At 72.6% G+C, this 23,837-nt stretch carries 20 protein-coding genes; 7 read left to right on the top strand and 13 right to left on the bottom strand.

Annotated features, from left to right (window positions below; all coding sequences use genetic code 11):
- Positions 1-55: 55 nt before the first annotated feature.
- The 5 genes from ABZW32_RS27615 to ABZW32_RS27595 all read right to left on the bottom strand — a co-directional run bounded on the left by ABZW32_RS27615 (position 56) and on the right by ABZW32_RS27595 (position 4,888).
- Positions 56-1,348 (bottom strand): M18 family aminopeptidase, encoded by a 1,293-nt coding sequence (locus ABZW32_RS27615; protein WP_356220681.1) that lies wholly within the window; start codon positions 1,346-1,348, stop codon positions 56-58.
- Positions 1,349-1,447: 99 nt separating this feature from the next.
- Positions 1,448-2,182, bottom strand: coding sequence for a hypothetical protein (locus ABZW32_RS27610; protein ID WP_030225004.1), 735 nt, complete (start codon positions 2,180-2,182; stop codon positions 1,448-1,450).
- A 159-nt stretch (positions 2,183-2,341) separates the two neighbouring features.
- Positions 2,342-4,168, bottom strand: coding sequence for an acyl-CoA dehydrogenase (locus ABZW32_RS27605; RefSeq protein ID WP_356220678.1), 1,827 nt, complete (start codon positions 4,166-4,168; stop codon positions 2,342-2,344).
- 67 nt (positions 4,169-4,235) lie between these two features.
- Positions 4,236-4,682 (bottom strand): ATP-binding protein, encoded by a 447-nt coding sequence (locus tag ABZW32_RS27600; RefSeq protein WP_356220676.1) that lies wholly within the window; start codon positions 4,680-4,682, stop codon positions 4,236-4,238.
- The gene (locus ABZW32_RS27595; RefSeq protein WP_356220674.1) at positions 4,679-4,888 is read right to left on the bottom strand and encodes a hypothetical protein; all 210 of its coding nucleotides are present in this window, start codon (positions 4,886-4,888) and stop codon (positions 4,679-4,681) included. Before ABZW32_RS27595 ends, ABZW32_RS27600 begins: the two co-directional genes overlap by 4 nt.
- A gap of 115 nt (positions 4,889-5,003) precedes the next feature.
- Between ABZW32_RS27595 and ABZW32_RS27590 the strand changes: the two genes are divergently transcribed.
- From ABZW32_RS27590 to ABZW32_RS27580, 3 genes are read left to right on the top strand one after another with little or no spacing between them, the layout of a single operon-like run.
- Positions 5,004-5,903: a helix-turn-helix transcriptional regulator gene (locus tag ABZW32_RS27590; protein ID WP_356220673.1), complete on the top strand. Its 900-nt coding sequence runs from the start codon at positions 5,004-5,006 to the stop codon at positions 5,901-5,903.
- Positions 5,836-6,066 carry a DUF397 domain-containing protein gene (locus ABZW32_RS27585; RefSeq protein ID WP_356220670.1) on the top strand — a complete coding sequence of 77 codons (231 nt, stop codon included), beginning with the start codon at positions 5,836-5,838 and terminating at the stop codon, positions 6,064-6,066. The genes ABZW32_RS27590 and ABZW32_RS27585 overlap by 68 nt, the downstream gene beginning before the upstream one ends.
- A 10-nt stretch (positions 6,067-6,076) precedes the next feature.
- Positions 6,077-6,535: an SseB family protein gene (locus tag ABZW32_RS27580; protein ID WP_266840166.1), complete on the top strand. Its 459-nt coding sequence runs from the start codon at positions 6,077-6,079 to the stop codon at positions 6,533-6,535.
- Here the strand turns inward: ABZW32_RS27580 and ABZW32_RS27575 are convergent.
- Positions 6,532-6,978, bottom strand: a complete 447-nt coding sequence (locus ABZW32_RS27575; RefSeq protein ID WP_356220668.1) for a hypothetical protein — start codon at positions 6,976-6,978, stop codon at positions 6,532-6,534. The two genes, ABZW32_RS27580 and ABZW32_RS27575, sit on opposite strands and share 4 nt — an antisense overlap.
- 189 nt (positions 6,979-7,167) lie before the next feature.
- On the opposite strand from ABZW32_RS27575, the gene ABZW32_RS27570 reads away from it, so the two are divergent.
- Positions 7,168-8,139 carry a pirin family protein gene (locus tag ABZW32_RS27570; RefSeq protein ID WP_356220665.1) on the top strand — a complete coding sequence of 324 codons (972 nt, stop codon included), beginning with the start codon at positions 7,168-7,170 and terminating at the stop codon, positions 8,137-8,139.
- A 45-nt stretch (positions 8,140-8,184) separates the two neighbouring features.
- Here the strand turns inward: ABZW32_RS27570 and ABZW32_RS27565 are convergent, their stop codons facing one another.
- Positions 8,185-9,243: an AI-2E family transporter gene (locus ABZW32_RS27565; RefSeq protein ID WP_356220663.1), complete on the bottom strand. Its 1,059-nt coding sequence runs from the start codon at positions 9,241-9,243 to the stop codon at positions 8,185-8,187.
- 56 nt (positions 9,244-9,299) lie between these two features.
- Positions 9,300-11,486, bottom strand: a complete 2,187-nt coding sequence (locus ABZW32_RS27560) for a SpoIIE family protein phosphatase (protein WP_356220661.1) — start codon at positions 11,484-11,486, stop codon at positions 9,300-9,302.
- Between the two features lie 216 nt (positions 11,487-11,702).
- On the opposite strand from ABZW32_RS27560, the gene aspS reads away from it, so the two are divergent.
- Entirely contained in the window at positions 11,703-13,532 is a 1,830-nt protein-coding gene (gene aspS, locus ABZW32_RS27555) for an aspartate--tRNA ligase (protein WP_266840161.1), read from the top strand.
- A gap of 97 nt (positions 13,533-13,629) precedes the next feature.
- Here the strand turns inward: aspS and ABZW32_RS27550 are convergent, their stop codons facing one another.
- Complete coding sequence (locus tag ABZW32_RS27550) at positions 13,630-15,675, bottom strand: VWA domain-containing protein (RefSeq protein ID WP_356220658.1); 2,046 nt, start codon at positions 15,673-15,675, stop codon at positions 13,630-13,632.
- Between the two features lie 294 nt (positions 15,676-15,969).
- Between ABZW32_RS27550 and ABZW32_RS27545 the strand changes: the two genes are divergently transcribed.
- A complete protein-coding gene (locus ABZW32_RS27545) occupies positions 15,970-18,060 on the top strand; it encodes a PhoX family phosphatase (protein ID WP_356220655.1) in 2,091 nt (696 codons plus the stop codon).
- Between the two features lie 37 nt (positions 18,061-18,097).
- On the opposite strand, the gene ABZW32_RS27540 is transcribed toward ABZW32_RS27545, so the two are convergent.
- From ABZW32_RS27540 to ABZW32_RS27525, 4 genes are all read right to left on the bottom strand, one after another.
- The gene (locus ABZW32_RS27540) at positions 18,098-19,426 is read right to left on the bottom strand and encodes an ATP-binding protein (protein WP_356220653.1); all 1,329 of its coding nucleotides are present in this window, start codon (positions 19,424-19,426) and stop codon (positions 18,098-18,100) included.
- Entirely contained in the window at positions 19,414-20,124 is a 711-nt protein-coding gene (locus ABZW32_RS27535; protein ID WP_356220650.1) for a hypothetical protein, read from the bottom strand. The genes ABZW32_RS27540 and ABZW32_RS27535 overlap by 13 nt, the downstream gene beginning before the upstream one ends.
- A 138-nt stretch (positions 20,125-20,262) precedes the next feature.
- Positions 20,263-22,260, bottom strand: coding sequence for an FUSC family protein (locus tag ABZW32_RS27530; protein ID WP_356220648.1), 1,998 nt, complete (start codon positions 22,258-22,260; stop codon positions 20,263-20,265).
- Between the two features lie 75 nt (positions 22,261-22,335).
- Positions 22,336-23,163: a hypothetical protein gene (locus ABZW32_RS27525; RefSeq protein ID WP_356220645.1), complete on the bottom strand. Its 828-nt coding sequence runs from the start codon at positions 23,161-23,163 to the stop codon at positions 22,336-22,338.
- Between the two features lie 166 nt (positions 23,164-23,329).
- On the opposite strand from ABZW32_RS27525, the gene ABZW32_RS27520 reads away from it, so the two are divergent.
- A complete protein-coding gene (locus ABZW32_RS27520; RefSeq protein ID WP_356220642.1) occupies positions 23,330-23,740 on the top strand; it encodes a hypothetical protein in 411 nt (136 codons plus the stop codon).
- Positions 23,741-23,837: the final 97 nt, after the last annotated feature.

Here is a 23,837-nt window from a genome sequence, read left to right as displayed (position 1 = left end):
CCGGTGACCGGCGCGCCGTGTGCGCGCGCCGGTCACCGGCCGGTCGGCCGAACGGTCAGCCCTCCAGGAAGGCCAGCAGGGCGTTGGCGAGGAGGAACGGGTCGTCCGCGCCGCACAGTTCACGGGCGGAGTGCATCGAGAGGATCGCGACGCCGATGTCGACCGTCTGGATGCCGTGGCGGGCGGCCGTGATCGGGCCGATGGTGGTGCCGCACGGCATGGAGTTGTTGGAGACGAACGTCTGCCACGGCACGCCGGCCCGCTCGCAGGCGGCCGCGAACACGGCCCGGCCGCTGCCGTCCGTCGCGTACCGCTGGTTGACGTTGACCTTCAGGATCGGGCCGCCGTTGGCGCGCGGGTGGTGCGAAGGGTCGTGGCGCTCCGAGTAGTTGGGGTGCACGGCGTGCCCGGTGTCGGAGGAGAGGCAGATGGTGCCGGCGAAGGCGCGGGCCCGGTCCTCGTAGGAGCCGCCGCGGGCGAAGACAGAACGTTCCAGCACGTTGCCCAGCAGGGGGCCGTCGGCGCCGGTGTCGGACTGCGAGCCGTTCTCCTCGTGGTCGAAGGCGGCCAGGACCGGGATGTGGTCGAGCGCGCCGCCCGTCGAGACGGCGGCCAGCGCTGCGATGCCCGCGTGCACCGACAGCAGGTTGTCCATGCGCGGACCGGCGAGCAGTTCGCGGTCGCGGCCCAGGTAGGCGGGCGGCTCGATGGAGTGGACCATCAGGTCCCAGCCGGCCACGGAGCCCTGCGGCAGGCCCTCTTCCTCTTCCAGGAAGGCGATCAGGTCGCCCTCGCGGGCGTCGCCGAGGCCCCAGATCGGCTGCATGTGCCGCTGCTTGTCGAGCTTGAGGCCGTCGGTGTTCACCGACCGGTCCAGGTGCACGGCGAGTTGGGGGACGCGCAGCAGCGCGCGGTCCACGTTGACGAGCCGCTCGGTGCCGTCCCGCAGCGAGAGGCGCCCGGCCAGGCCCAGGTCCCGGTCCAGCCAGGTGTTGAGCAGGGTGCCCCCGTAGATCTCCACGGCGACCTGACGCCAGCCCTGCGAGCCGGTGTCCGGTACCGGCTTGACACGCAGGTTGGGGGAGTCGGTGTGCGCGCCGACGATCCGGAAGGGGGTGTGCGCGGACGCGCCCTCGGGCACGTACCAGGCGATGAGCGCGCCGCCGCGGAGGACGAACCGGCCTCCCGTGCCCGAGTCCCAGGCGTCCTGCTCCGACAACTGCCTGAAGCCTGCCTTCTCCAGCCGCTCAGCCGCGTTGGCGACGGCGTGGTACGGCGACGGACTGGCCGTCAGAAAGGTCATCAGGTCGTCGGTGTGGCCGCGGTCGAAGCGGGCGGGAGAGCTCATGTGGTTCACCTTAACGACGGTCGTGTTCGCCATGGCCGGACTGCGGCGGATAGCCGGAGGGCAGGGGTCGGGGCAGGTCGCCCCGCCGTCCCGTCGCTCTCAGCCCGGTGGGCGCTCGAATCTGCGCTGCAATTGCCGACGCTCGCCCCGGCGGATGCGCGGGAGCATCTCGGGGGTCTGCGGCGGGCGCTGCGCGCGTCTCTTGCGCCCGGCGCAGAAGATACAGGCCTCACCGGGAGGTGCATCGGGGTCGATGGGCGCGCCGGGGTGTTCGGAGCAGCCGGAGGCGTTGCGCGGCCGGGACAGTTCGCGGGCGACGATGAAGGCGCGGTGCAGGTCGTCGGCGATCCGGACGAAGTCCTGGTCGGGCGAGCCGAGGGTGAGGTGGAAGCGCTGCTCGTCGATGGTCCGCAGGTACCGGCGGAGCACGTCGAGGGTGTACGGGGGCTCGGGCACGGGGTAGCCGAGGCGGCGCTGCTCGCCCGCGGGGGCGGGGCCGGCCTGGCGGCCGCCCTGGAGGCGCCGGCCGAGGCGGCGGCGGTCGTTGCAGATCAGGCAGCGGCCCCAGCCCTCGGGGGCCTCGGGGTCGAGGGCTCCGTTGGGGTGCTCGGGGCAGCCGGTGTAGCTCTTGGCGGGGGCGAGTCCGGCGGCCGTCTGGAAGGCGACGTAGAGGGCGTCGGCGACGGGGTCGTACTCGGCGGGGTGCGCGCCGTCGTAGAGCTCCGTGATCCGGTCGCCGAGGGCGCCGACATTGGCCTGGAGCTCCTTGAGGGCGTACGGCCGCCCGGTGGGGACGGAATACCCCCTGCTGCTGTGCTGCTCCTGCGGACTCATGCCTACGAGCGTCCCATGAACGACCGACAACGGGGAAAGCCGCCGGTGGCGGGCAGGGTACGGGGCCGGGTACGCCAGCGGCCGGGCCCCCGTGCGGGAAGGCCCGGCCGCTGTGCGTCCACCGTGTGCGCCGACCGCCGGGGCGGCGCCGGTCGTGGTCTAGAAGGCGGCCTCGTCGAGCTCCATGAGGGAGTTGTCGACGGTCTCGGCCAGCGCGCGCTGGACGGAGACGCCCGGCAGGATCTGGGAGGCGAAGAACTTCGCGGCGGCGATCTTGCCGGTGTAGAAGGCCACGTCCTTGGCGGAGGCGCCGGCCAGCTTCTCGGCGGCCACGGCCGCGCCCTTGAGGAGCAGGTAGCCGACGACCACGTCACCGGACGCCATCAGCAGGCGGGTGGTGTTCTGGCCGACCTTGTAGATGTTCTTGACGTCCTCGCCGGTGGCGGTGAGGTCGACGATCATCTGGCCGACGATGGCCTCCAGGTCCACGGCGGCCTTGGCGAGGGCGTCGCGGGCGGGGGCCAGGTCGTCGCCGCCGGGGCCCTCGGCGAGGAACTTCTTGATCGTCTCGGAGAGGACGTTCAGCGAGGCGCCCTGGTCGCGGACGATCTTGCGGAAGAAGAAGTCCTGGCCCTGGATGGCCGTGGTGCCCTCGTAGAGGGTGTCGATCTTGGCGTCGCGGATGTACTGCTCGATCGGGTATTCCTGGAGGTAACCGGAACCACCGAAGGTCTGCAGCGACTGGGCGAGCTGCTCGTAGGACCGCTCCGAGCCGTAGCCCTTGACGATCGGCAGGAGCAGGTCGTTCAGGCCGATCTCGGCGGAGGCGTCCTCGCCCGCGGCCTGCTTGAGCTGGATCGCGTCCTGGACGGAGGCGGTGTACAGCACGAGGGCGCGCATGCCCTCGGCGTAGGCCTTCTGCGTCATGAGCGAGCGGCGCACGTCGGGGTGGTGCGTGATGGTGACCTTGGGCGCGGTCTTGTCCATGAAGTTGGCCAGGTCCGGGCCCTGCACGCGCTCCTTGGCGTACTCCAGCGCGTTGAGGTAACCGGTGGAGAGGGTGGCGATGGCCTTCGTGCCGACCATCATCCGGGCGAACTCGATGATCATGAACATCTGGCGGATGCCGTCGTGCTTGTCACCGATCAGCCAGCCCTTGGCGGGGTGCTGGTCGCCGAAGGTCATCTCGCACGTGTTGGAGGCCTTGAGGCCCATCTTGTGCTCGACGTTCGTCGCGTAGACGCCGTTGCGCTCGCCCAGCTCGCCGGTCTCCCAGTCGAAGTGGAACTTCGGGACGAGGAAGAGCGACAGGCCCTTGGTGCCCGGGCCGTGGCCCTCGGGGCGGGCGAGGACGTAGTGGAGGATGTTCTCCTCCATGTCGTGCTCACCGGACGTGATGAAGCGCTTCACGCCCTCGATGTGCCAGGAGCCGTCCTCCTGCTGCACGGCCTTGGTGCGGCCGGCGCCGACGTCCGAGCCGGCGTCCGGCTCGGTCAGGACCATGGTGGAGCCCCAGCGCTTCTCGACGGCTATCCCGGCGACCTTCTTCTGCGCCTCGTTGCCCTCTTCGAAGAGGATTCCGGCGAACGCCGGGCCGGAGGAGTACATCCACACGGCCGGGTTCGCGCCCAGGATCGTCTCGGCGAACGCCCAGATGAGGGAGCGGGGCGAGGTGGTGCCGCCGATCTCCTCGGGCAGGCCCAGGCGCCAGTACTCGGAGTCCATGAAGGCCTTGTAGCTCTTCTTGAAGGACGCCGGGACGGGCGCGGTGTTGGTGGCCGGGTCGAAGACCGGCGGGGTGCGGTCGGCGTCCTCGAAGGAGGCGGCCAGCTCGTTCTCGGAGAGCTTGGTCATCTCGCTGAGGATGGTCCTGGCGGTCTCGGTGTCCATCTCACCGAACGGGCCGGTGCCGTACACGTTGTCGCGGCCGAGCACCTCGAAGAGGTTGAACTCGATGTCGCGGAGATTCGACTTGTAGTGCCCCATGGCGACGGCTCCGTTAAGGCTCGGGGAGACAGGTTCCTCGTACATACCAATCGGTAACGTCATGATGCTACCCGTCGGTAATAAGGCGCAACCCTTCACCGGAGACTGTGACCAGCGTCAAGCCAGGCCCGCTGGAGCGGGGCCGGGGCGCGGCCCCGGGCAGTTCGGCCCAGACGGTCTTGCCGGCCGGCTCCCGCCGCACGCCCCAGCGCAGCGACACGGCGGCCAGCAGGGCCAGGCCCCGCCCGGACTCGTCGGTGTCGCCCGCGTTCCGCGGTGCGGGGTTCCCGTCCGGATCGGGGTCGGTGAGCTCGACCCGCGTCCGGACCGCCCCGCCGGTGACCCGCAGGGTGACGGGGGTGCCCTCGCCGAGGTGGGTGATCACGTTGGCCAGCAGCTCGCTGACGCAGAGTTCCGCGTCGGGGCTCGCCCCGGCCCCGAGGTGCTCGCGCACGGCGTGCCGCAGCAGGGGGGCCGCCTGGGGGACGGCGAGCAGTCGGATGGTCAGGCTCACCGCGCGGCGCCCAGCGCGACCGTGAGCCGCTGAGCGGTGGCGGGGTTGCAGTTCCCGAGGCTGATCAGTGGGGGGCGGGTGCCGGTCGCGGCGTACGAGGGCAGGTGCAGGTCGAGGGAGGGCAGCGTGATCCCGTGTGCCGCGAGGGCGGCGCGGAGTTCGGTGAGGGCGGTGATCGCGACGCGGTCGGCGGCGGGGTCGCTCATGGGGAGACTTCCGTTCCTGTGCGGAGTGTGACGAAGCCCTCACAGGCTGGCGCGGCGCCGCGTACCGTGGGAAGGGTTTCGGCTCCACGGTGCGAAGTGTGGAAAGCAGGCGATTGTGGCCCCACGTAAGGAGATCGACGGTTCGGCGAGCGTTCCGGCCTTCTACGGCAAGGAGCTTCGCTGGAAACGGGAGTCTGCTGGGCTAACGCTCAAGCAGACGGTGGAGGGCAGCTTCTACGGGGTCAGCTACCTGAGCGAGATCGAGCGGGGTCAGCGGCGGATGCCGCTGGACCTGGCCCGGCATGTGGATCAGGTGCTGCGGACGGACGGCTTCTTTGCGCGTTGCTGCGAGGACGTTCGTAAGGCTCGGACCAGTTTGTATGCGCCGTACTTCGCCGATGCCGTGGAAATGGAGGCGAACGCCCGGGATATCGAGGAGTGGAGTCCCATGCTCATTCCGGGCCCATTGCAACTGGAGCCTTACATTCGGGAGATCGTCCACGCCTTCAGCCCGCGGGATGACGACGAGGTGGTCGAGCAGAGGGTCGCCGGGCGGCGTGCCCGCGCCTGGGTCTTCGAAGAGCCCGAAGGGCCTGCGTCTTGGGTCGTCCTTCACGAGTCGATCCTTCGGCAGCCCATTGTCGAAGACCAGCTCATGGCCGAGCAGTTGGCCCATGTGGCGGCTGTTGCCCGTCGCCGCCGTTTCATTCCACAGATCCTTCCGTGGAGTGCCGGAGCGCATCCCTTCATGATGGGATCGACTTTCCTCATGAGCTTTAGTGATGCCCCACCGGTCATGTATACCGAGGGCATGTACAGCGGCCAGATCATCGACGATCCGGGCATCGTGATGCAGTACCAGCAGGCGTACAACCGCCTCCGGGCGGTCGCCCTGCCACCCGAGGTGTCCCTGAAAATGATCGAGGCAGCAGCGGAGGACTACGCAAATGGCAATCACGCACGCCGAGCTGAGCGCCGTCGCCTGGCGGAGGAGCAGTCACAGCACGGCCCCTGAGGGGCTCTGCGTCGAGGTGGCCGACGGCCTCGCCGGACTCGTCCCCATGCGGGACTCCAAAAGGAAGGGCGGGCCCGTCATCGTGCTGTCGGCGGCGGCCTGGGCCCCCTTCGTCGAGGCCCTGAAGGGCGGTACCGCCCCGGACGGCCCGCGGCCTCGATAGGCTTCGGTCCATGTACGGCTACGACCAGAACCCGGGTGCCCAGCAGGGCTACGCGCAGCAGCCCCCGCAGGGGTACGCGCAGCAGGCGCCGCCGCTGTACCCCGAGCCGTCCCCGCCCTCGCTCGCGGACGCCGTACGGGCCTTCACCACCGGGTCGCTGTCCGCCGAGGACTTCCAGCAGATCTTCGCCACCTCGAAGGTCTACTGCCCGCGCGGAGACACCCCGGGGTTCCTGGCGCTGCACAACACGCAGCAGCCCGTCATCCCGATGTTCACCACGCTCAAGGAGCTCCGCCGGTACGCCGGCAAGGAGTCCAAGTACTTCGTGATCACCGGCGCCGAGGTGATCGACCTGCTCCCCACCGGCTACGGCTTCGTCCTCGACATGGAGGGCGACCACCGGATGGTCTTCGACGCGAAGGCCGTCGAGCAGATGGTCGACTTCGCCATGCGCCGGATGTACGGCTAAGAGCCGCTCCGCCGCAGTCTGCGCCGCCACAGGGCGGTGACCGCCGTGCCCGCCGCCAGGGTCGCCGCCCCGTACGCGTAGATGAGGGCCGGGTCCGGGTGGTGGGCCAGGGACAGGCGGATCCCGGCGTAGGCCGGCAGGACGAGGAGCTGCCAGCGGCCGTCGTATTCGACCTTCGCGGTGGCCCACTGGAGCAGCAGGCCAGCCAGGAACGTCAGGACCGCCCAGGCGGTGAGGTAGGGCCACGGGGACCCAGGCAGCGGTGACAGCGGCATGCCGGTCGAGGCCCAGCGGTACATGGCGTAGCCGATGGCCGTGACCAGGGCGGCGATGCCGGCGGCCCGGCCGAGGGCGGCCAGGGGCGCGGGCACGCGTCGGCGGCGATCGGTCTCCGCCTCGGAGGCGGGTTCGGGATCGGGCTCGGTCGTCGGGTGGGTCTCCATGTCCGGGAAGACCCCGCGGCAGTCCCTTCGGTTGTCATGCGTACGACATTTGGCGGGATTTCCCTGCTCAGGGCCCTGTCGCCCCCCAGCGCACCCGTCCGGGAATGACCCGGGCGGGTGCGCTGTTCTGTGCGGTGTGGCAGAAAGTTCGACTTTCAACTAAAGTCGAAGCAGAAGGAGGTCCTGACCATGCCCGCAGTGACTGTTGAGAACCCGTTGACCCTTCCGCGCGTGGCTGTGCCGCAGACCGCGGCGGCCCGCAAGGTACTGGCCGTGTCCACGGCCCCGGGCGGCTTCGAGGGCGAGGGCTTCCCGGTGCGCCGCGCGTTCGCCGGGATCGACTACCGCCACCTCGACCCGTTCATCATGATGGACCAGATGGGCGAGGTGGAGTATCAGCCTGGGGAGCCGAAGGGCACCCCCTGGCACCCCCACCGCGGCTTCGAGACCGTCACGTACATCATCGACGGGATCTTCGACCACCAGGACTCCAACGGCGGTGGTGGCACCATCACCAACGGCGACACCCAGTGGATGACCGCGGGCTCGGGCCTCCTCCACATCGAGGCCCCGCCGGAGCACCTCGTCATGTCCGGTGGCCTTTTCCACGGCCTCCAGCTGTGGGTGAACCTGCCGGCGAAGGACAAGATGATGGCGCCGCGCTACCAGGACATCCGCGGTGGCAACGTCCAGCTGCTGACCACGCCCGACGGCGGTGCGCTGCTCCGCGTGATCGCCGGTGAGCTGGACGGGCACGCGGGTCCGGGTATCACCCACACCCCGATCACGATGATCCACGCGACGCTGGCTCCGGGCGCGGAGGTGACCCTGCCGTGGCGCGAGGACTTCAACGGGCTGGCGTACGTGCTGGCGGGCAAGGGCTCGGTGGGTGCCGAGCGCCGTCCGATCCACCTGGGACAGACGGCGGTCTTCGGCGCCGGCGGTTCGCTGACCGTCCGCGCGGACGAGAAGCAGGACGCGCACACGCCGGACATGGAGGTCGTCCTGCTCGGCGGGCAGCCGATCCGTGAGCCGATGGCCCACTACGGCCCGTTCGTCATGAACACCCGGGAAGAGCTCCAGCAGGCGTTCGAGGACTTCCAGAAGGGACGGCTGGGAACGATCCCGGCCGTGCACGGGATGACCGAGGGCGGCCTGTAGCAGGACGCTGTCCCTTCACCCAGGGGCGCCCGACCCGGGCGCCCCTCAGGGGAGCGGGGGCTCTGGGGTCCGCTCCGGGAAGCGGTCGCGCAGTTCCGAGACGATGCCGAAGGCGGCCGCCGTCAGGGGGACGGCCAGCAGCATGCCGAGGATGCCGGCGACGCTGGCCCCGGCCGTGATCGCCAGCATCACCAGCGCGGGGTGCATCTGTACCGTCCGGCTCTGGACCAGGGGCTGGAGTACGTACCCCTCGATCATCTGGACCGCCAGGACGACGCCCAGGACCCACAGGGCGATGACCCAGCCCCGGTCGGCGAGGGCCACGAGGACCGCCACGGCGCCGGAGAGGAAGGCGCCGAGGTAGGGGACGTAGGCGGTGACGAACACCAGCGCCGCCAGTCCCACCGCACCCGGCACCCCGAACACCAGCAGTCCCGCGCCGATCAGCACGGCGTCGACGAGGGCCACCAGGGTGGTGCCGCGCATGAAGCCCTCGACGGCCTCGAAGGCGCGCCGCCCCATCGCCTCCATCAGGTCGCCCGACCGGCTCGGGACCAGGGAGCGCAGGGTGTCGGCGGCCCGGTCGGAGTCGCGCAGGAAGAAGAAGATCAGCACGAGGGCCAGGACGGCCATCGCGATCGTCGTGCCGACCACGCTGAGCCCGGCGAGCAGCTCGGAGGCGGCGGTCCCGCCGAACTTCGCGAGCAGACCCTGGGAGTTCTTGGCGAGGTCCTCCACCGAGGTGCCGACCGCCCCGAAGTGCTCGGCGAGGGCCTGGCCGGCCCGCCGGAGGGCGTCGACGATCTGGTCGCCGGTCTCGACGAGCGCGAGGACGACGACGTACACGGCCCCGCCGACGACCGCGAGGACGGCGAGGCAGGTGAGGGCCGCGGCGAGCGAGCGCTGCACCCCCATCCGGATCAGCCGCCGGTGCAGGGGCCCGAGCAGGGCGGTACCGAGCACGGCGAGCAGCACGGGCGTGACGACGGTCTTGAGGACGACGCACAGCCAGACGGCGACGGCGAGGACGCCGGCGGCGAGCAGGACGACGGCGCACCAGGCGGCGAGCCGCCGCACCGGGGCGGGGAGCAGGGGTGTCGCCATCGCCGCGTCCGCCTTTCGGCCTTCAGGGTGAACTAGCGGTCTACCGGTCTACCGGTCTACCGGTCCAGCCGGTCCTGGTCCTGTTCCTCGTTCGGTTTGGAGCGTTCGCGCAGTTCGAACCAGATCGACTTGCCCGCGCCGCGCGGGTCGACGCCCCAGGTGTCGGCGAGCATCTCCATCAGCAGTACGCCGCGCCCGCTCGACGCCATCTCGCCGGGGTGGCGCATGTGCGGCAGCTCGTCGCTGGCGTCCGCCACCTCCACGCGCAGCCGGCGCGCGCCCAGCTCGCCCACCGCCTCCGCGACCAGCAGCGCGTCGCCGTCGGTGTGGACCAGTACGTTGGTCACCATCTCGGAGACCATCAGCTCGGCCGCGTCGACCTGCTCGGGGTCCGCCCAGTCGTGCAGCAGTTCCCGGACCTGGCGGCGGGCCCCGGCGATCCGCTCCGGCTCCGCCTGCGCCACGGTCAGCACCGTGCGCCGGGCGGGGCGCGCCGGGTGCGTCAGCGGGGTTCCGCAGCCGCAGTCCGCGCTCTCGCGGCAGAGCAGCACCACTGCTATGTCGTCCTCGCGGCGGTCGGCCAGCGGCCCGGTGGTGTGGTGCGAGGAGGGCCCGTGGACGGCCTGCACCAGCAGGTCGGCCAGTCGTTCGAGGTGCCGGGGCTCCAGGCTCTCCGTGTCGTGGGTCCCGGATTCGAGGATGGCCCGCAGCCGGGCCCAGCCGGTGTCCAGGTCGTGCCCGCCGGTCTCGATGAGCCCGTCGGTGCAGAGCATCATCGTCTCGCCGGGTTCCAGGGTGAACCGGGTCGTGGGGTAGTCGGTGTCGGGGATGATGCCGAGCGGCAGGCCGCCCGCGGTGGGCCGCATCAGGACGGTGCCGTCCGCCATCCGGATCGCCGGGTCGGGGTGCCCGGCGCGGGCCACCTCCAGGAGGCCCGTCTCCGGGTCGCACTCGACGTAGAGGCAGGTCGCGAAGCGCGGGCTCTGGTAGTCGGGGCCCTCGGCCGGGTCCGACTCCTGGGAGGAGCAGAGCCCGGACAGGAAGCGGGAGGCCCGCGAGAGGACCGCGTCGGGGCGGTGGCCCTCGGAGGCGTAGGCGCGCACGGCGATGCGCAGCTGGCCCATCAGGCCGGCCGCCCGTACGTCGTGGCCCTGGACGTCGCCGATGACCAGCGCGAACCGGCCCGAGGGCAGCGGGATCACGTCGTACCAGTCGCCGCCGACCTGGAGGCCGCCGCCGGTGGGGACGTAGCGGGCCGCGAGGGTCATGCCGGGGATCTCGGGGCCCAGCTGCGGCATCATCGACCGCTGGAGTCCGGTGGTGAGTTCCCGCTCGGACTCGGCCACCCCGGCCCGCTGGAGGGCCTGGGCCAGCATCCGGGCCACCGTCGTCAGCACGGAGCGCTCGTCGGGCGAGAAGGTCACCGGGTGCTTGAAGGCGGCCATCCAGGCCCCCATGGTGCGCCCGGCCACGATCAGAGGCAGGAAGGCCCAGGATTCGCGTCCGAAGCGCTGGGCGAGCGGCCAGGTGACCGGGAAGCGCCGCAGGTAGTCCTCCGGGCTGGGCAGGTAGATCGCCCGGCCGCCCCGGACGACCTCGGCGGCCGGGTAGTCGGTGTCCAGCGGCATGTCGGTGAAGGGGCTCTCCTCCCCGGCGCCGTGCCCGTGGTGCCCGATGATCGACAGCCGGTCGCCCGCCACTCCGAAGACGGCCAGCCCGTCCGGGTTGAAGCCCGGCATGGACAGCGAGGCCGCGACCCGCAGCACCTCCGCCGTGGAGCGGGCCTCGGCCAGCGCCCGGCCCGCGTCCAGCAGGAAGGCCTCGCGGGAGCGCCGCCAGTCGCCGGTGATCGGGGTGTGCGCCGCGGTGGTGCCCGGCTGCGGTTCGGCGATCTCCTGGATGGTGCCGATCAGCTCGTAGTCGACGCGGCCCTCGGCCGTCACGTTCAGCAGGGGCTTCGAGCGGCTGCGCACGGTGCGCAGCACGCGCCCGTCCTCGTCCATGACCCGCAGCCGGGCCTCGGCGAGGGTGCCCTCGGCGACGGCGAGGTTCACGATGCCGTTGATCTCGTTCCAGTCCACCGGGTGGAAGCGGGAGCGGGCGGCGGCCTCCGGCAGGACGACGGGATCCGCGGGCAGGCCGAGCAGCCGGGCGGCCTCGCCGTCGAGGGTGACCGTCCCGGAGGCGTTGTCCCATCGCCACAGACCGGTCGCGATGGCTGCCAGGACGTCCTCGGTGCGCACCCGGCCATCTTTACAGGTCATCCGGCCGGGCTGCCTGTTCATCCCCCTGTACGGGCGCGGCAGGGGCGCGGTGCGGGTGCCGGCACGGACGCGGTACGGGCCCCGGCACGGATGCGGTGCGGGCCCCGGCACGGGCGTGCCCGTCGGGCGGCCCGCCCGGACGGTAACCTTGGGACGGTTGAATCCACCCTGGTATCGCGTAGAACTGGATGACTGATGCATCGGTACAGGTCCCACACGTGCGGCGAGCTCCGTGCCTCCGACGTCGCCTCCGACGTCCGGCTGAGCGGCTGGCTGCACAATCGTCGAGACCTGGGCGGCATCCTCTTCATCGATCTGCGTGACCACTACGGCATCACGCAGCTCGTCGCCCGCCCCGGCACCGCGGCCGCCGCCGTCCTGGACAAGCTGTCCAAGGAGACGGTCGTGCGGGTCGACGGCAAGGTCGTCTCCCGTGGCGCCGACAACGTCAACCCCGAGCTGCCGACCGGCGAGATCGAGATCGAGGCCGTCGAGGTCGAGGTGCTCGGCGCCGCCGCCCCGCTGCCCTTCACGATCAACACCGACGACGGGGTGAACGAGGAGCGGCGTCTGGAGTACCGCTTCCTCGACCTGCGCCGCGAGCGCATGCACCGCAACATCATGCTGCGCTCGGCCGTCATCGCGTCGATCCGCTCGAAGATGGTGGCCCTCGGCTTCAACGAGATGGCGACCCCGATCCTCACCGCGACCTCCCCCGAGGGCGCCCGTGACTTCGTCGTCCCGTCCCGTCTGAACCCGGGCAAGTTCTACGCGCTGCCGCAGGCGCCGCAGCAGTTCAAGCAGCTGCTGATGATCTCCGGCTTCGACCGGTACTTCCAGATCGCGCCCTGCTTCCGCGACGAGGACGCCCGCGCCGACCGCTCGCCGGGCGAGTTCTACCAGCTCGACGTCGAGATGTCGTTCGTCGAGCAGGAGGACGTCTTCCAGCCGATCGAGCGCCTGATGACGGAGATCTTCACGGAGTTCGGCAAGGGCCGCGAGGTCACGTCGCCGTTCCCGCGGATCCCGTTCCGCGAGTCGATGCTGAAGTACGGCAACGACAAGCCCGACCTGCGCGCCAAGCTGGAGCTCGTCGACATCACCGACGTGTTCGAGGGCTCGGAGTTCAAGGCGTTCGCCGGCAAGCACGTGCGCGCGCTCGCCGTCCCGGACACCGCCGCGCAGCCGCGCAAGTTCTTCGACGGCCTCGGCGAGTACGCGATCTCGCTGGGCGCCAAGGGCCTGGCCTGGGTCCGCGTGGGCGAGGACGGCGCGCTGACCGGCCCGATCGCCAAGTTCCTCACCGAGGAGAACGTCAAGGTCCTCACCGAGCGTCTGGGCCTGGCGGCCGGGCACGCGGTGTTCTTCGGTGCGGGCGAGTTCGACGAGGTCTCCAAGATCATGTCGGGCGTGCGCGTCGAGGCGGCCAAGCGCGCGGGCCAGTTCGAGGAGAACGTCTTCCGCTTCTGCTGGATCGTCGACTTCCCGATGTACGAGAAGGACGAGGAGACCGGCAAGATCGACTTCTCCCACAACCCGTTCTCCATGCCGCAGGGCGGCATGAAGGACCTGGAGGAGAAGGACCCGCTCGACATCCTGGCCTGGCAGTACGACATCGTCTGCAACGGCATCGAGCTGTCCTCGGGCGCCATCCGCAACCACGAGCCCGAGGTCATGCTGAAGGCCTTCGAGATCGCCGGTTACGAGGCCGAGACCGTCGAGCGCGAGTTCGCCGGCATGCTGCGCGCGTTCCGCCTCGGCGCCCCGCCGCACGGTGGCATCGCCCCGGGCGTGGACCGCATCGTGATGCTGCTGGCCGACGAGCCGAACATCCGCGAGACCATCGCCTTCCCGCTGAACGGCAACGCCCAGGACCTGATGATGGGCGCGCCGACGGTGCTGGAGGAGGCCCGCCTGCGCGAGCTGAACATCGCGCTGCGCAAGCCGGTCGAGACCAAGGCCGCGGCCTCGGAGCGGCCCGTCTCCGACGCGGTCGCCCCGGACGCCGGTTCGCCGCGCGGCTGATGCCTCGCGGGCCCTGGGGCCCGCTCGTACGAAGGCGGCGCCCCCCTCCCGGACCGGGAGGGGGGCGCCGCCTTTCGTCGTCGTCGTCCGGGGGCGTTCAGAACCGGTCGAGCAGGCCCTTGAGGAGGGCGGCCGGGGCGAGCTCGGCGGGGGCCGGGCCGGCGTGGAAGAAGCCGGCGTTGTCGGCGTCCAGCTTGCGCAGGAAGTCGAAGGCCTTGTTGTCGTGGTCGCCGAACGCGACGAACTGCCAGTGGACCTCGGGGGCGGTGGCGGCGGCGTCGACGATCGCCTGGCGGGCGGGCTGACGGCTGTCGGGCGCGCCGTCCGTCTGGAAGACGACCAGGGCGGGGCCGGTGCCGCCGTCCTTGCGGTAGTGCTCCAGGACGGCTTCCACGGCCACGTGGTAGCTGGTGCGGCCCATCCGGCCGAGTTCGGCGTGGCGGGCCTCGACCCAGGCGGTGTCGTGGGCGTCGAGGGTCAGCTCGGCGGTGCCGTCGAGCTCGGTGGAGAAGAACACCGTGTGGACGGTGGCCTCCTCGTCGAGGTGCGCGGCCAGGGCCAGGGTGTGGTCGGCGAGGTACTGGGCGCTGCCGTCCTTGTAGAAGCCGCGCATGGAACCGGAGCGGTCGAGGACCAGGTACACCCTGGCGCGGGCCCCGGCCTTGCCCTTGGTGCGCAGCACCTGGCCGGCGGCCTTGTACGCGGCCGCCACCTCGGGCGCCCGCCGCCGTACCGCTGCCGCGGCGATGGCGGGCCCCTGAGGCTCCGCCTCAGGCTCCGGCTCCGGCTCATCGGCCTCGGCCTCTGCCTGCGGCGCGGGGGCCTCGGCGGCGGCTTCGGCCTCCGGCTCGGCCGCTTCGGCCTCCGGCTCGACGGTGCCGGTGGCCTCGGGCAGCGTGTCCGTGGTGGCTTCGGCTTCGGCCGTCACGGCCTTGGCGTCGGTGGCCTCGGTCTCCGGCTGCGCCGGGGCGGCGACGGTTTCCGGCTGCGCCGGGGTGGTCTCCGGCTCGGCGGTGGCGACGGCTTCCGGCTGCGCCGGAGCGGCCTCGGGCTCCGCGTCGGCCTGCGGCGCGGGGGCCTCGGGCAGCGTCTCCGTGGTGGCTTCGGCTTCGGCCGTCACGGCCTTGGCGTCGGTGGCCTCGGTCTCCGGCTGCGCCGGGGCGGCGATGGCTTCCGGCTCCGCCGGAGCGGCCTCGGGCTCCGCATCGGCCTGCGGTGCGGAGGCTTCGTCTTCGGCCGCTTCGGCCGGGGCCTCGGGCAGCGTCTCCGTGGTGGCCTCGGTTTCGGCCGTCACGGCCTCGGCTTCGGTGGCCTCGGCTTCCGGCTCCGCCGGGGTGGCCTCCGGCTCAGCCTGGGCGGCGGCGGGCTCGGCGTCGGCCTCCGGTGCGGGGGCTTCGGTGGTGGCGGCTTCGGGCTCGGCCGGGGTGGCCTCGGGCTCCGTGACGGCTTCCGGCTCGGCTGCTTCGGCCGGGGCCTCGGGCTCCGCCTGGGCGGCGGAAGGCTCGGCTTCGGCCGTTGCGGGCGCCTCGGTCTCCGGCTGGGCCGGCGCTGCGGTGGCCTGCGGCTCCGCCTCGGCGGCGGGCTCCGCGTCGGCCTCCGGTGCGGGGGCTTCGGTGGTGACGGCCTCGGGCTCGGCCTGCGCGGCCGGGACGGCCTCGGGCTCGGCGGCGGTGGCCTCGGGCTCGGTGGTGGCGGCTTCGGCCTCCGGTGCGGGGGCTTCGGTGGTGACGGCCTCGGGGTCCGCCTGCGCGGCCGGGACGGCCTCCGGCTCCGCCTCGGCGGCGGAAGGCTCGGCTTCGGCGGCGGGCTCCGGTGCGGGGGTGTCCGGACCGGCCGGGGTCGGCTTCGCCGGGGAGGGGGTTTCGGGAAGCGCCGGAGGCGAAGGGCGCCGGGCCTCCGGGACCGTGGGGTCCGTCGTGTGCGCCGGGGCGGTCAGCAACGTGGCCGGCTCGCGGTCGCGCGGTGCGGACTGCGGCGGGACGGTGGGGTTGTCGAAGGAGGCCGCCACCAGATCGGCGGCCGCGTCCAGGGGATTGCGTTCCGCCTGGCTGGGGACCGCCGCCGAAGCAGTGGAATCCGACGTCTCCGGAACCGGCTCGGCCGACCGTCCGAACACCTTGCGCAACAAGCTCCGAATACCCATGGGCCAGGCCTTTCGCATGAGTGCGTGCGTCATTTGTCCGTGCTGCGCGGTTGATCCCTGCCCAGAGTGGACACGTAAGGTTATCGGCCCCTTGGCTGGAACTTCGGCAGGGGCGCCTTTCGTGGCGCCCAGCCAACCAGGGAACAGCGGCCTCCGCCCGAACTGCCCCTCCGCCGTGCCGGGTTCATTCAGCGTTCACTCCCGCGCCGCCGCATCGGCGCAACCCGCGCCTAGCGTCGCCGCTGATTCGCCCCGACATGTCGTCGGCGTCGTGCACCCACCGGAGGACACCTCGTGCGCAAGCTCCTGCCGCTCATCGGCAACCCGCACGGCAGCGGCCGTTCCGCTCTCACCTGCCGCTACCGCTGTGGCGACGCCTGCTTCCACGAGGTGCCCAACACCAGTGACAACGAGTACGTCGGCGACGTCATCGCCCGTGCCTACTCCCGCCGCTCGATGCTGCGCTCCGCGGCGGTCGTGACCGTCGCCACCGCCGCCGGCACCGCCGTCACCCTCGGTGCGGGCGGCGGCCAGTCCGCCGAGGCGGCTCCCTCCGCCGACCCCAAGGCCGGTTCCGGCGAGGCCGCCCGCGGCCTGCGCTTCAAGGCCGTCGCACCGAACACCGACGACCGGGTGACCGTCCCCGAGGGTCACGACCAGAACGTGGTCATCCGCTGGGGCGACCCGATCGTCAAGGGCGCCCCGGGGTTCAATCCGGACAAGCAGACCGCAGCAGCCCAGGCCGGTCAATTCGGTTACAACAACGACTTCCTGAGCCTGCTCCCGCTCGGCGGCGGCTACGAGCGCCAGCAGCTGCTCGTGGCCAACCACGAGTACACGGACGAGAACCTCATGTTCAAGGGCTACGACCCGGCCAACCCGACCCGCGAGCAGGTCGAGGTCGCGTGGGCCGCGCACGGCCTCGGCGTCGTCGTCGTCCAGGAGGACCACCGCTCCGGCAAGCTGACCGCGGTCAACCGCCACCAGCTCAACCGCCGCCTCACCGCCACCAGCGAGTTCCGCCTCACCGGCCCGGCCGCGGGCAGCGCGCTGCTGAAGACCTCCGTCGACCCGACCGGCACCAAGGTCCTCGGCACGCTGAACAACTGCTCGGGCGGCACCACCCCGTGGGGCACCACCCTCCACGGCGAGGAGAACTTCAACCAGTACTTCGCCAACGCCGGCCAGGTCACCGACCCGGCCGAGGCGGCCCGCCTCAAGCGGTACGGCGTGAGCACCGGCGCCACCGAGCGCAAGTGGGAGCGGTTCGACAAGCGCTTCGACTGCCTCCAGGAGCCCAACGAGTCCCACCGCTTCGGCTGGGTCGTCGAGCTCGACCCGTACGACCCGAACTCCGTCCCGCGCAAGCGCACCGCGCTGGGCCGCTTCAAGCACGAGGGCGCCCAGCCCCGGCTGACCGAGGACGGCCGTCCCGTCGTCTACATGGGCGACGACGAGCGCTTCGACTACTTCTACAAGTTCGTGTCGAGCAAGCAGATGAAGCGGGGCGACAGCCGCGCGGCGAAGGAGCACAACCTCACGCTGCTCGACGAGGGCACCCTCTACGTCGCCAAGCTGACCGGCGACTCCCCGGCCGCCGAGGTCGACGGCTCCGGCAAGCTCCCCGCCGACGGCCAGTTCGACGGCTCGGGCGTCTGGATCAAGCTGGCCACCGCCTCCGCCTCCGGCAACGTCTCGCACGTCGAGGGCATGACCGCCGAGGAGGTGTTCGTCTTCACCCGCCAGGCAGGTGACAAGGTCGGCGCCACCAAGATGGACCGCCCCGAGGACATCGAGCCGAGCCCGCGCACCGGCCGCGTCTACGTGGTGCTGACCAACAACACCGACCGGGGCAAGGCCGGCAAGGCCGGCGCGGACGAGGCCAACCCGCGCAACCTGAACAAGCACGGCCAGATCCTGGAGCTCGCCGAGAACTTCGACGACCCGGCGGGCGACGGCTTCGCCTGGCGCCTGTTCCTGGTCGCCGGCGACCCGAACGACGCGTCGACCTACTTCGCGGGCTTCCCCAAGGACAAGGTCAGCCCGATCTCCTGCCCGGACAACGTGACCTTCGACCCGCACGGCAACCTGTGGATCTCCACGGACGGCAACCAGCTCGGCTCGCACGACGGTCTGTTCGGCGTCGCCACCGCCGGTGAGCGCCGCGGTGAGCTGAAGCAGTTCCTGACCGTGCCGCGGGGCGCCGAGACCTGCGGTCCGCTGGTCCAGGACAAGCGCGTCCTGGTCGCGGTGCAGCACCCGGGCGAGATCGACGGCGCATCCGTCGAGAAGCCGCAGTCGGTGTGGCCCGACGGCCCCGGCAAGATCGTCCGCCCGGCGGTCGTGTCGGTCTGGCGCAAGGACGGCAAGAACATCGGCGTCTGATCAGCCCGGTGGACGGGGCCGGTCGACCGCGCCGCGGTCAGCCGGCCTCCGGCAGCCGCCCCACCGGCAGGCGCAGGGTCGTCAGCGCGCCCCCGTCCGGGGCGTTGACGAACTCCAGGACGATCTCCAGGACCGCGGCCTGGCCCGCCACGATGGTCAGGCCCAGGCCGTGGCCCCGGCCGCGCCCGGGGTCACCGGTGCGGAAGCGCTTCGGGCCCTGCTCGATCAGTTCGGCCGGGTAGCCCGGACCGTGGTCGCGGATCGCCACGACCGGCCCCTCCACCGTCACCTCGACCGGCGGCCGGCCGTGCTTGTGGGCGTTGGCCAGCAGGTTGGCCAGGATCCGGTCCAGGCGCCGCCGGTCGGTGAGCACCACCGCGTCGCGGACCACCCGGACCTCGGCGGGCAGCCGGGTCCCGGCGACGGCCCGCTCCACGGCCCGGCCCAGCTCCACCCGGGACAGGTCGGCCCGCTCCACGCCCGAATCGAGCCGGGAGATCTCCAACAGGTCCTCGGTGAGCAGGTGCAGGGCCCGCAGCCGGTCGTTGATCATCTCCTTCGGGCGGCCTTCGGGCAGCAGCGCGGCCGCCGCCAGCGATCCCGTCAGCGGGGTGCGCAGCTCGTGCGCCACGTCCGCCGTGAACCGTTTCTCCGCCTCCAGCCGTTCCTGGAGCGAGGCCGCCATGGTGTCGAGGGCGTGTGCGACGTCGCGTACCTCGTCGCGGTAGCGGCGCGGCCGCGGGCGTCCGTCCGGGTCCGCGTCCGGGGCGGCGTCCGGGTCCGTGTCCGGGGCGGCGCCCGCGCCGGTGGCCCGGCCCCCGTAGGCCGGGAAGTCCACCCGGGCGTCCAGGTTCCCGGCGCTGATCCGGCGGGCCACGGCGGCCGTGGTGGCGAGCCGTCTGCTGATCCGGTCGGCGAGGAAGAGGCCGGCCAGTGCCACGACCCCGGCCGCGAGCGCCGCGGAGGCCAGGATCGCGGTGTCGATGTGCCGCAGCCGCCCGCGCGTGCTCCCGTACGGGATCCAGACCGCGAGGGCCGCGCGGTCGGCGGGTCCGGCCGCCCACATGACGGGTTCGCCCCCGTGGGTGCCGACCATGCTGCCGGTCCGGCCGCGCGCGACGAGTTCGCGCAGCGGGGCGGGCAGGCCGGGCGGGTCCAGGGCGGCGTTCACGTCGCCGTGCGCCGTCCCGTACTCGTAGTGGCCGAGGGCGTGGTCGAGGTCCCGGGCCGCCTCCTTGCGGACCTCGCCGACGATCTGCCGGGCGACCACGTTGTGCACGAGGATCCCCAGCGCGGCGGCGACCAGGCAGCACACCGTCGTGGTGGTGAGGGCGATCTTCCAGCGCAGGCTGCTCAGCGCGCGCATCGCGACCGGGCCCCGGGCAGCGGGACGTCCGTGAGGGACGCGCACTCGTCGAGGGTGAGCTGCGACAGGCTCATGCTGCGCGTCCCGGCGTCCCAGACGTAGTCGGAGACCGAGGTGTAGCGCGGGTTCGAGGTCGGCTCGCGGACGGCCAGGTGCCCGGCGGCCACCTCGACGCCCTCCAGTACCCCGCGCCGGGCCAGGATCCGGGCGATCCGGCCGTCGTCCCGGACGGTGTAGACGCGCAGTTCGCTGGTCCGGCCGTCCACGTCCAGGGCCGTGATCAGCTCCTCGCGGCCGTCACCCGTCAGGTCGTGCAGGACGCCGGGGCGCACCGGGCAGTCGGGCCCGCCGTCCGCGGCCCCCGTGCAGAGCGCGAGCCTCCGCACCGCGCGCGGGTCGACGAGGCGGCCCGTCCCGCCGTCCTCGGCGGTGGCGGAGGTGATGTCGGCGCGTACGACGGCCGGCGCGTCGACCCCGCGCATCGTCAGCGCCGGCGCCCTGGGGAGTCCCGGCACCGTGGCCGCCTCGCCCGGCTGCTGTCCCCTGGCGGGCGGGTCGGGGTGGATGTCCTGCCACAGGGTCTTGGGGGCGTGCACGGTGCCGAGGTTGCCCTCGCTCTTGATCCCCTCCACGTCGGCGCACCCCGCCGTGCCCGCCAGGACGGCGGCGAGGACCATCACGGCCGGGACCCGGTGCATGCTCCGATGCTCCCCCGCGGCGGTCGGCCCGGCCCGGCCCGTGCGCCGTTCGGGGGACCGGGGCGTCCGGGAGGCGCGTCGGGCCGCCGCCGGGGGTCACCGGTCCGGCTGGGGGATCGGGAGGACCGCCGCCGGAGGTCACCGGTCCGGCTGGGCGATCGCGCGGGCCGCCGCGACCTCCTGGTGGACCGGGGCGAGGACGGAGTCCCGGGCCTCCGGCGGGAGGGGCCGGACGCGGACCTCCTTCAGGGTCGCGCTGCTGCGCACCCCGCGCGCCAGGCCGTGCAGCTCGTCCCGCAGGGCCGCCACCTCCTCGGCGCCGGGGGGCGGGGCTCCGTGGTTGACCCGGACCCGGGCCGCCGTCGTCGCGTCCACGATCCGCTCCACCGCCACCACCAGCGGCCACCACGCGGCAGCCCGGGGGCCGGTGGGCGGGGGTTCGGTCAGGGCCCGCTGGAACTCGCTGCGCACGTCGGAGAGGTCCCGGTAGATACGGCGGCGGGCCTTCTGCCGGGTCAGCCGGGCGGCCCGGAGCGCGGCGTCGTCCGGGAAGGGGGCGAAGGCCCGCTCGACGTAGCCGGCCGCGTCGTCCACGGCGTCGGCGAGCCGGTCGCCGATCCGGGTGTGCCAGCTCTCGGGCCACAGGAGGTAGCCGGCGACGAGGGCGATGGCGCAGCCGATGAGGCTGTCGATCAGGCGCGGCCGGATCAGGTCGAAGCCCTGGTGGTTGAGGAGGTCCGAGAGCAGCAGGATCACCGGGGTGATGGCCGCGGTCTGGAAGGCGTACCCCTTGGTGGAGAACACCGGGATCAGCATGGCCAGCAGCGCCATGACCGGTACGTCCCACCAGCCGCGCGGTACCTCGGCGAGGACGGCGGCCGACAGGACCAGCCCGCCGGCGGTGCCCAGGGCGCGCAGCACGGCGCGGGAGAAGACGGAGCCGAAGTCCGGTTTGAGGACGAAGGTGACGGTCAGGGCGACCCAGTAGGACCGCTCCACCTCGATCAGGGAGACGAGGGACTGCGCGAGACCGATGCACAGGGCGAGGCGCAGCCCGTACCGCCAGGAGGCCCCGGACAGCATCGTGTCGCGCACCGCCCGCCGGGCCCTGGTCCGCAGGGCGGCGGGCCGGCCGAGCCGGTCGTCGATGGCGTCCGGGTCCGGTCCGGGGGACCGCACGGTGGTCGCGGCGTACGTCAGCGCGGAGTCGAGGGCCCGCTCCGAGGGGCTCCGCGGAGCGGGCAGGTCCGGTACGGGGGCGCCGGGGCGGCCCTCCTCGACGGCCCGCGCCAGCTCCCGTACGGCCGCCGGGATCGCGGGCGCCAGGGGCCGGCCGCGCAGGTGGGCGGCGGGCGCGGCTTCGACCAGCGGGATCAGGGCGTTCAGCTGGGCTTGCAGGAGCACCAGCGAGGGGCTGCGGCCGTGGACCCGGGCCCGGCGGCCCAGGACGAGGTCGTAGGCGTGGTTGAGGGCCTGGGTGAGCCGGTGGCGGTGTTCCTCGTACGCGGGTCCGCCCGCGGCCTCCAGGCTGTCGGCGAGGGCCCGGTAGGCGGACGCGACGGCGGTCCGTTCGGGCAGCCGGCCGCGCAGTGGCCAGCCCAGCAGGCTCAGGGCGAGCACGAACAGGCCGCCGGCGCTGAGCAGCAGCGGGGCGGTCCACCAGGGTTCGGGCATCGGCAGGCCGGCGCCGACGACCGCGTTGAGCAGGAGCAGCAGTCCGGACACGGAGGCGACGGTGCCGATCGAGGAGATCATCCCGGAGACGAGGGCGATCAGCGTGAGGACGCCGACGGCGAGCCAGCCGTGGCCGTAGACGAGGGTGCCGGCGGCGACGCCGACGGCTCCGAAGAACTGCGGGACGGCGATGTTCAGGATCCGCATCCGGTACGCGTCGGCGGTGTCGCCGATGACTCCGGAGAGGGCGCCCATGGAGACGAGGGCGCCGTATTCGGGCTCGTCCAGGGCGAAGCCGACGGCGAGCGGGGTGGCCAGCGCGATCCCGGCGCGGACGGCCGCCGCCCAGGGGACGGGAGCGCGGCTCGGCCGCAGTCCGGCGAGCAGCCAGGCGGGGGGTGCGAGCGGATTCGGCCGCAGCCGCCCGGACGGTATGTGCTCGGTGCGTCGTTCGGTGGTCATTCCGCTTCCGTGTCGCCACTCGCGAATCGGTTCTTCTGGGGAGTTCTGCGGAGTATGGGTGTGTACGTACCGAGCTTATGGGGTGTGGCGCAGCCGTCCGGCCAGCCAGGCGGCCAGGGCCGCCGCCAGCCCGATGGCGAGGACCACCCAGGCGGTGGTCCGCAGGAACGCGGTGAGCGCGTCGTACACCGCTCCGGCGGCGGCCCGGTCGACGTCGGCGGGCAGGTCGTCGAGGGTGAGCCGGCGGCACAGGACCACGGCGATCCAGAGCAGTACGGCCCCCGCGGCCAGCCCGAGACCGGTGGCCAGGACGGCGCGCCGGCGGTGGACGGCGACGGCGACGGCGGCGACGGCCAGGCACAGGGTCAGCAGGGGGAGCCAGACACCGGCGATCTGGAGCACGTGGAACCCCTTCCGGAGCGCGCCGAGGTTGTCGTACTCCATGACCTTCACGGTCAGGTGGGTTTCCGGGATGCGGTCGGCGAAGGGCACGCCGTCGGCGATCAGTTCTCCCCTGACCTGGGCGAGCACCGGCGCGAGGTCGATGGTGACCGCGTCCCCGCGGCCGGAGTCGAGGGCGGCGAGGAAGGCGGTGTGCGCGGCGCGGTTGGCGGCGTCCCAGGCCGTGCGGTAGGCCGGGGTCCCGGCGAAGGAGCGCAGGGCCTCGCCGATCAGGGCGTCGACCCCGCCCTGGAAGGGGCCCGCGTCGATCTGTCCGGAGAGGGCGCGGGTGGCCTGGGTGACGACCACGCCCCGGACGGCCGGGTCCTCGGCGAGCGGGGCCATGGCGGCGGTGTAGCGGTCGGCGTTCCCCAGCTCCCGGTCGGCCCAGTAGGCGACCGCGCTCGCGGGCACGAGGAGGGCCACGAGCACGACGAGGGCCGCCGACAGGTAGGTGCGCACGTCACCAGGGAATGCCCCCGGCGGTGGGCGGCGCCACCCCTGTTGCTGCGTCCGGGTGGGGACCGGGCGTCCGGCGGGGTGGAACCGGGGCCACCCGGACGAGTGATCCACTTGCCGCGCCGGGACGCCGGGTGTGCCCTGGATGAGGGAAGAGAGGAGCCCCGCCATGGCACATGCGGCACCCACCATGTACGGGAGGCAGCGCCCCACGACATCGGTGAACGTGGACCACAGCAGCAGGAACGCCCTGATCCGTGCGCTGCTGCTCGGCCTCGTGTACGGGGTCTGGGCGGCCCAGATCGAACGCGACACGGCCGCGGTGACCGTGGGCAACGTCTTCTTCGGGATCCTGTGCGGCGTGCTGTTCGCCGCCGTCATGTTCGCCCTCCACGAGTTCGGTCCGCGCCTGATGCGGGAGCTGCACGCCACCGCCTACGGCGTCTTCGCGGGCGTGGCCGTCGGCTACCTGCACAGCCTCACCAACTCCTCGGTGCTCCGGTCCACCACCGTCGGCCTGTTCGTCGGCGTGGGCGTCGGACTCGCCGCCTTCTACCGCTACTACACGCGGGAGGACTGAGCGGAGCCCGGCGGGGGGCGGGGGGGGGCGGGGGGCCCGGGGCGGCGCCCGGGGGGGGGGGCGGCCGGCGCGGGCGGTGCCCCGGCCGACTATGCGC

Source organism: Streptomyces sp. NPDC004667, from assembly GCF_040609475.1.
Lineage (GTDB): Bacteria > Actinomycetota > Actinomycetes > Streptomycetales > Streptomycetaceae > Streptomyces.
The sequence above is the reverse complement of the archived record's forward strand: the minus strand, read 5'-3'. Positions and strand labels throughout refer to the sequence as shown.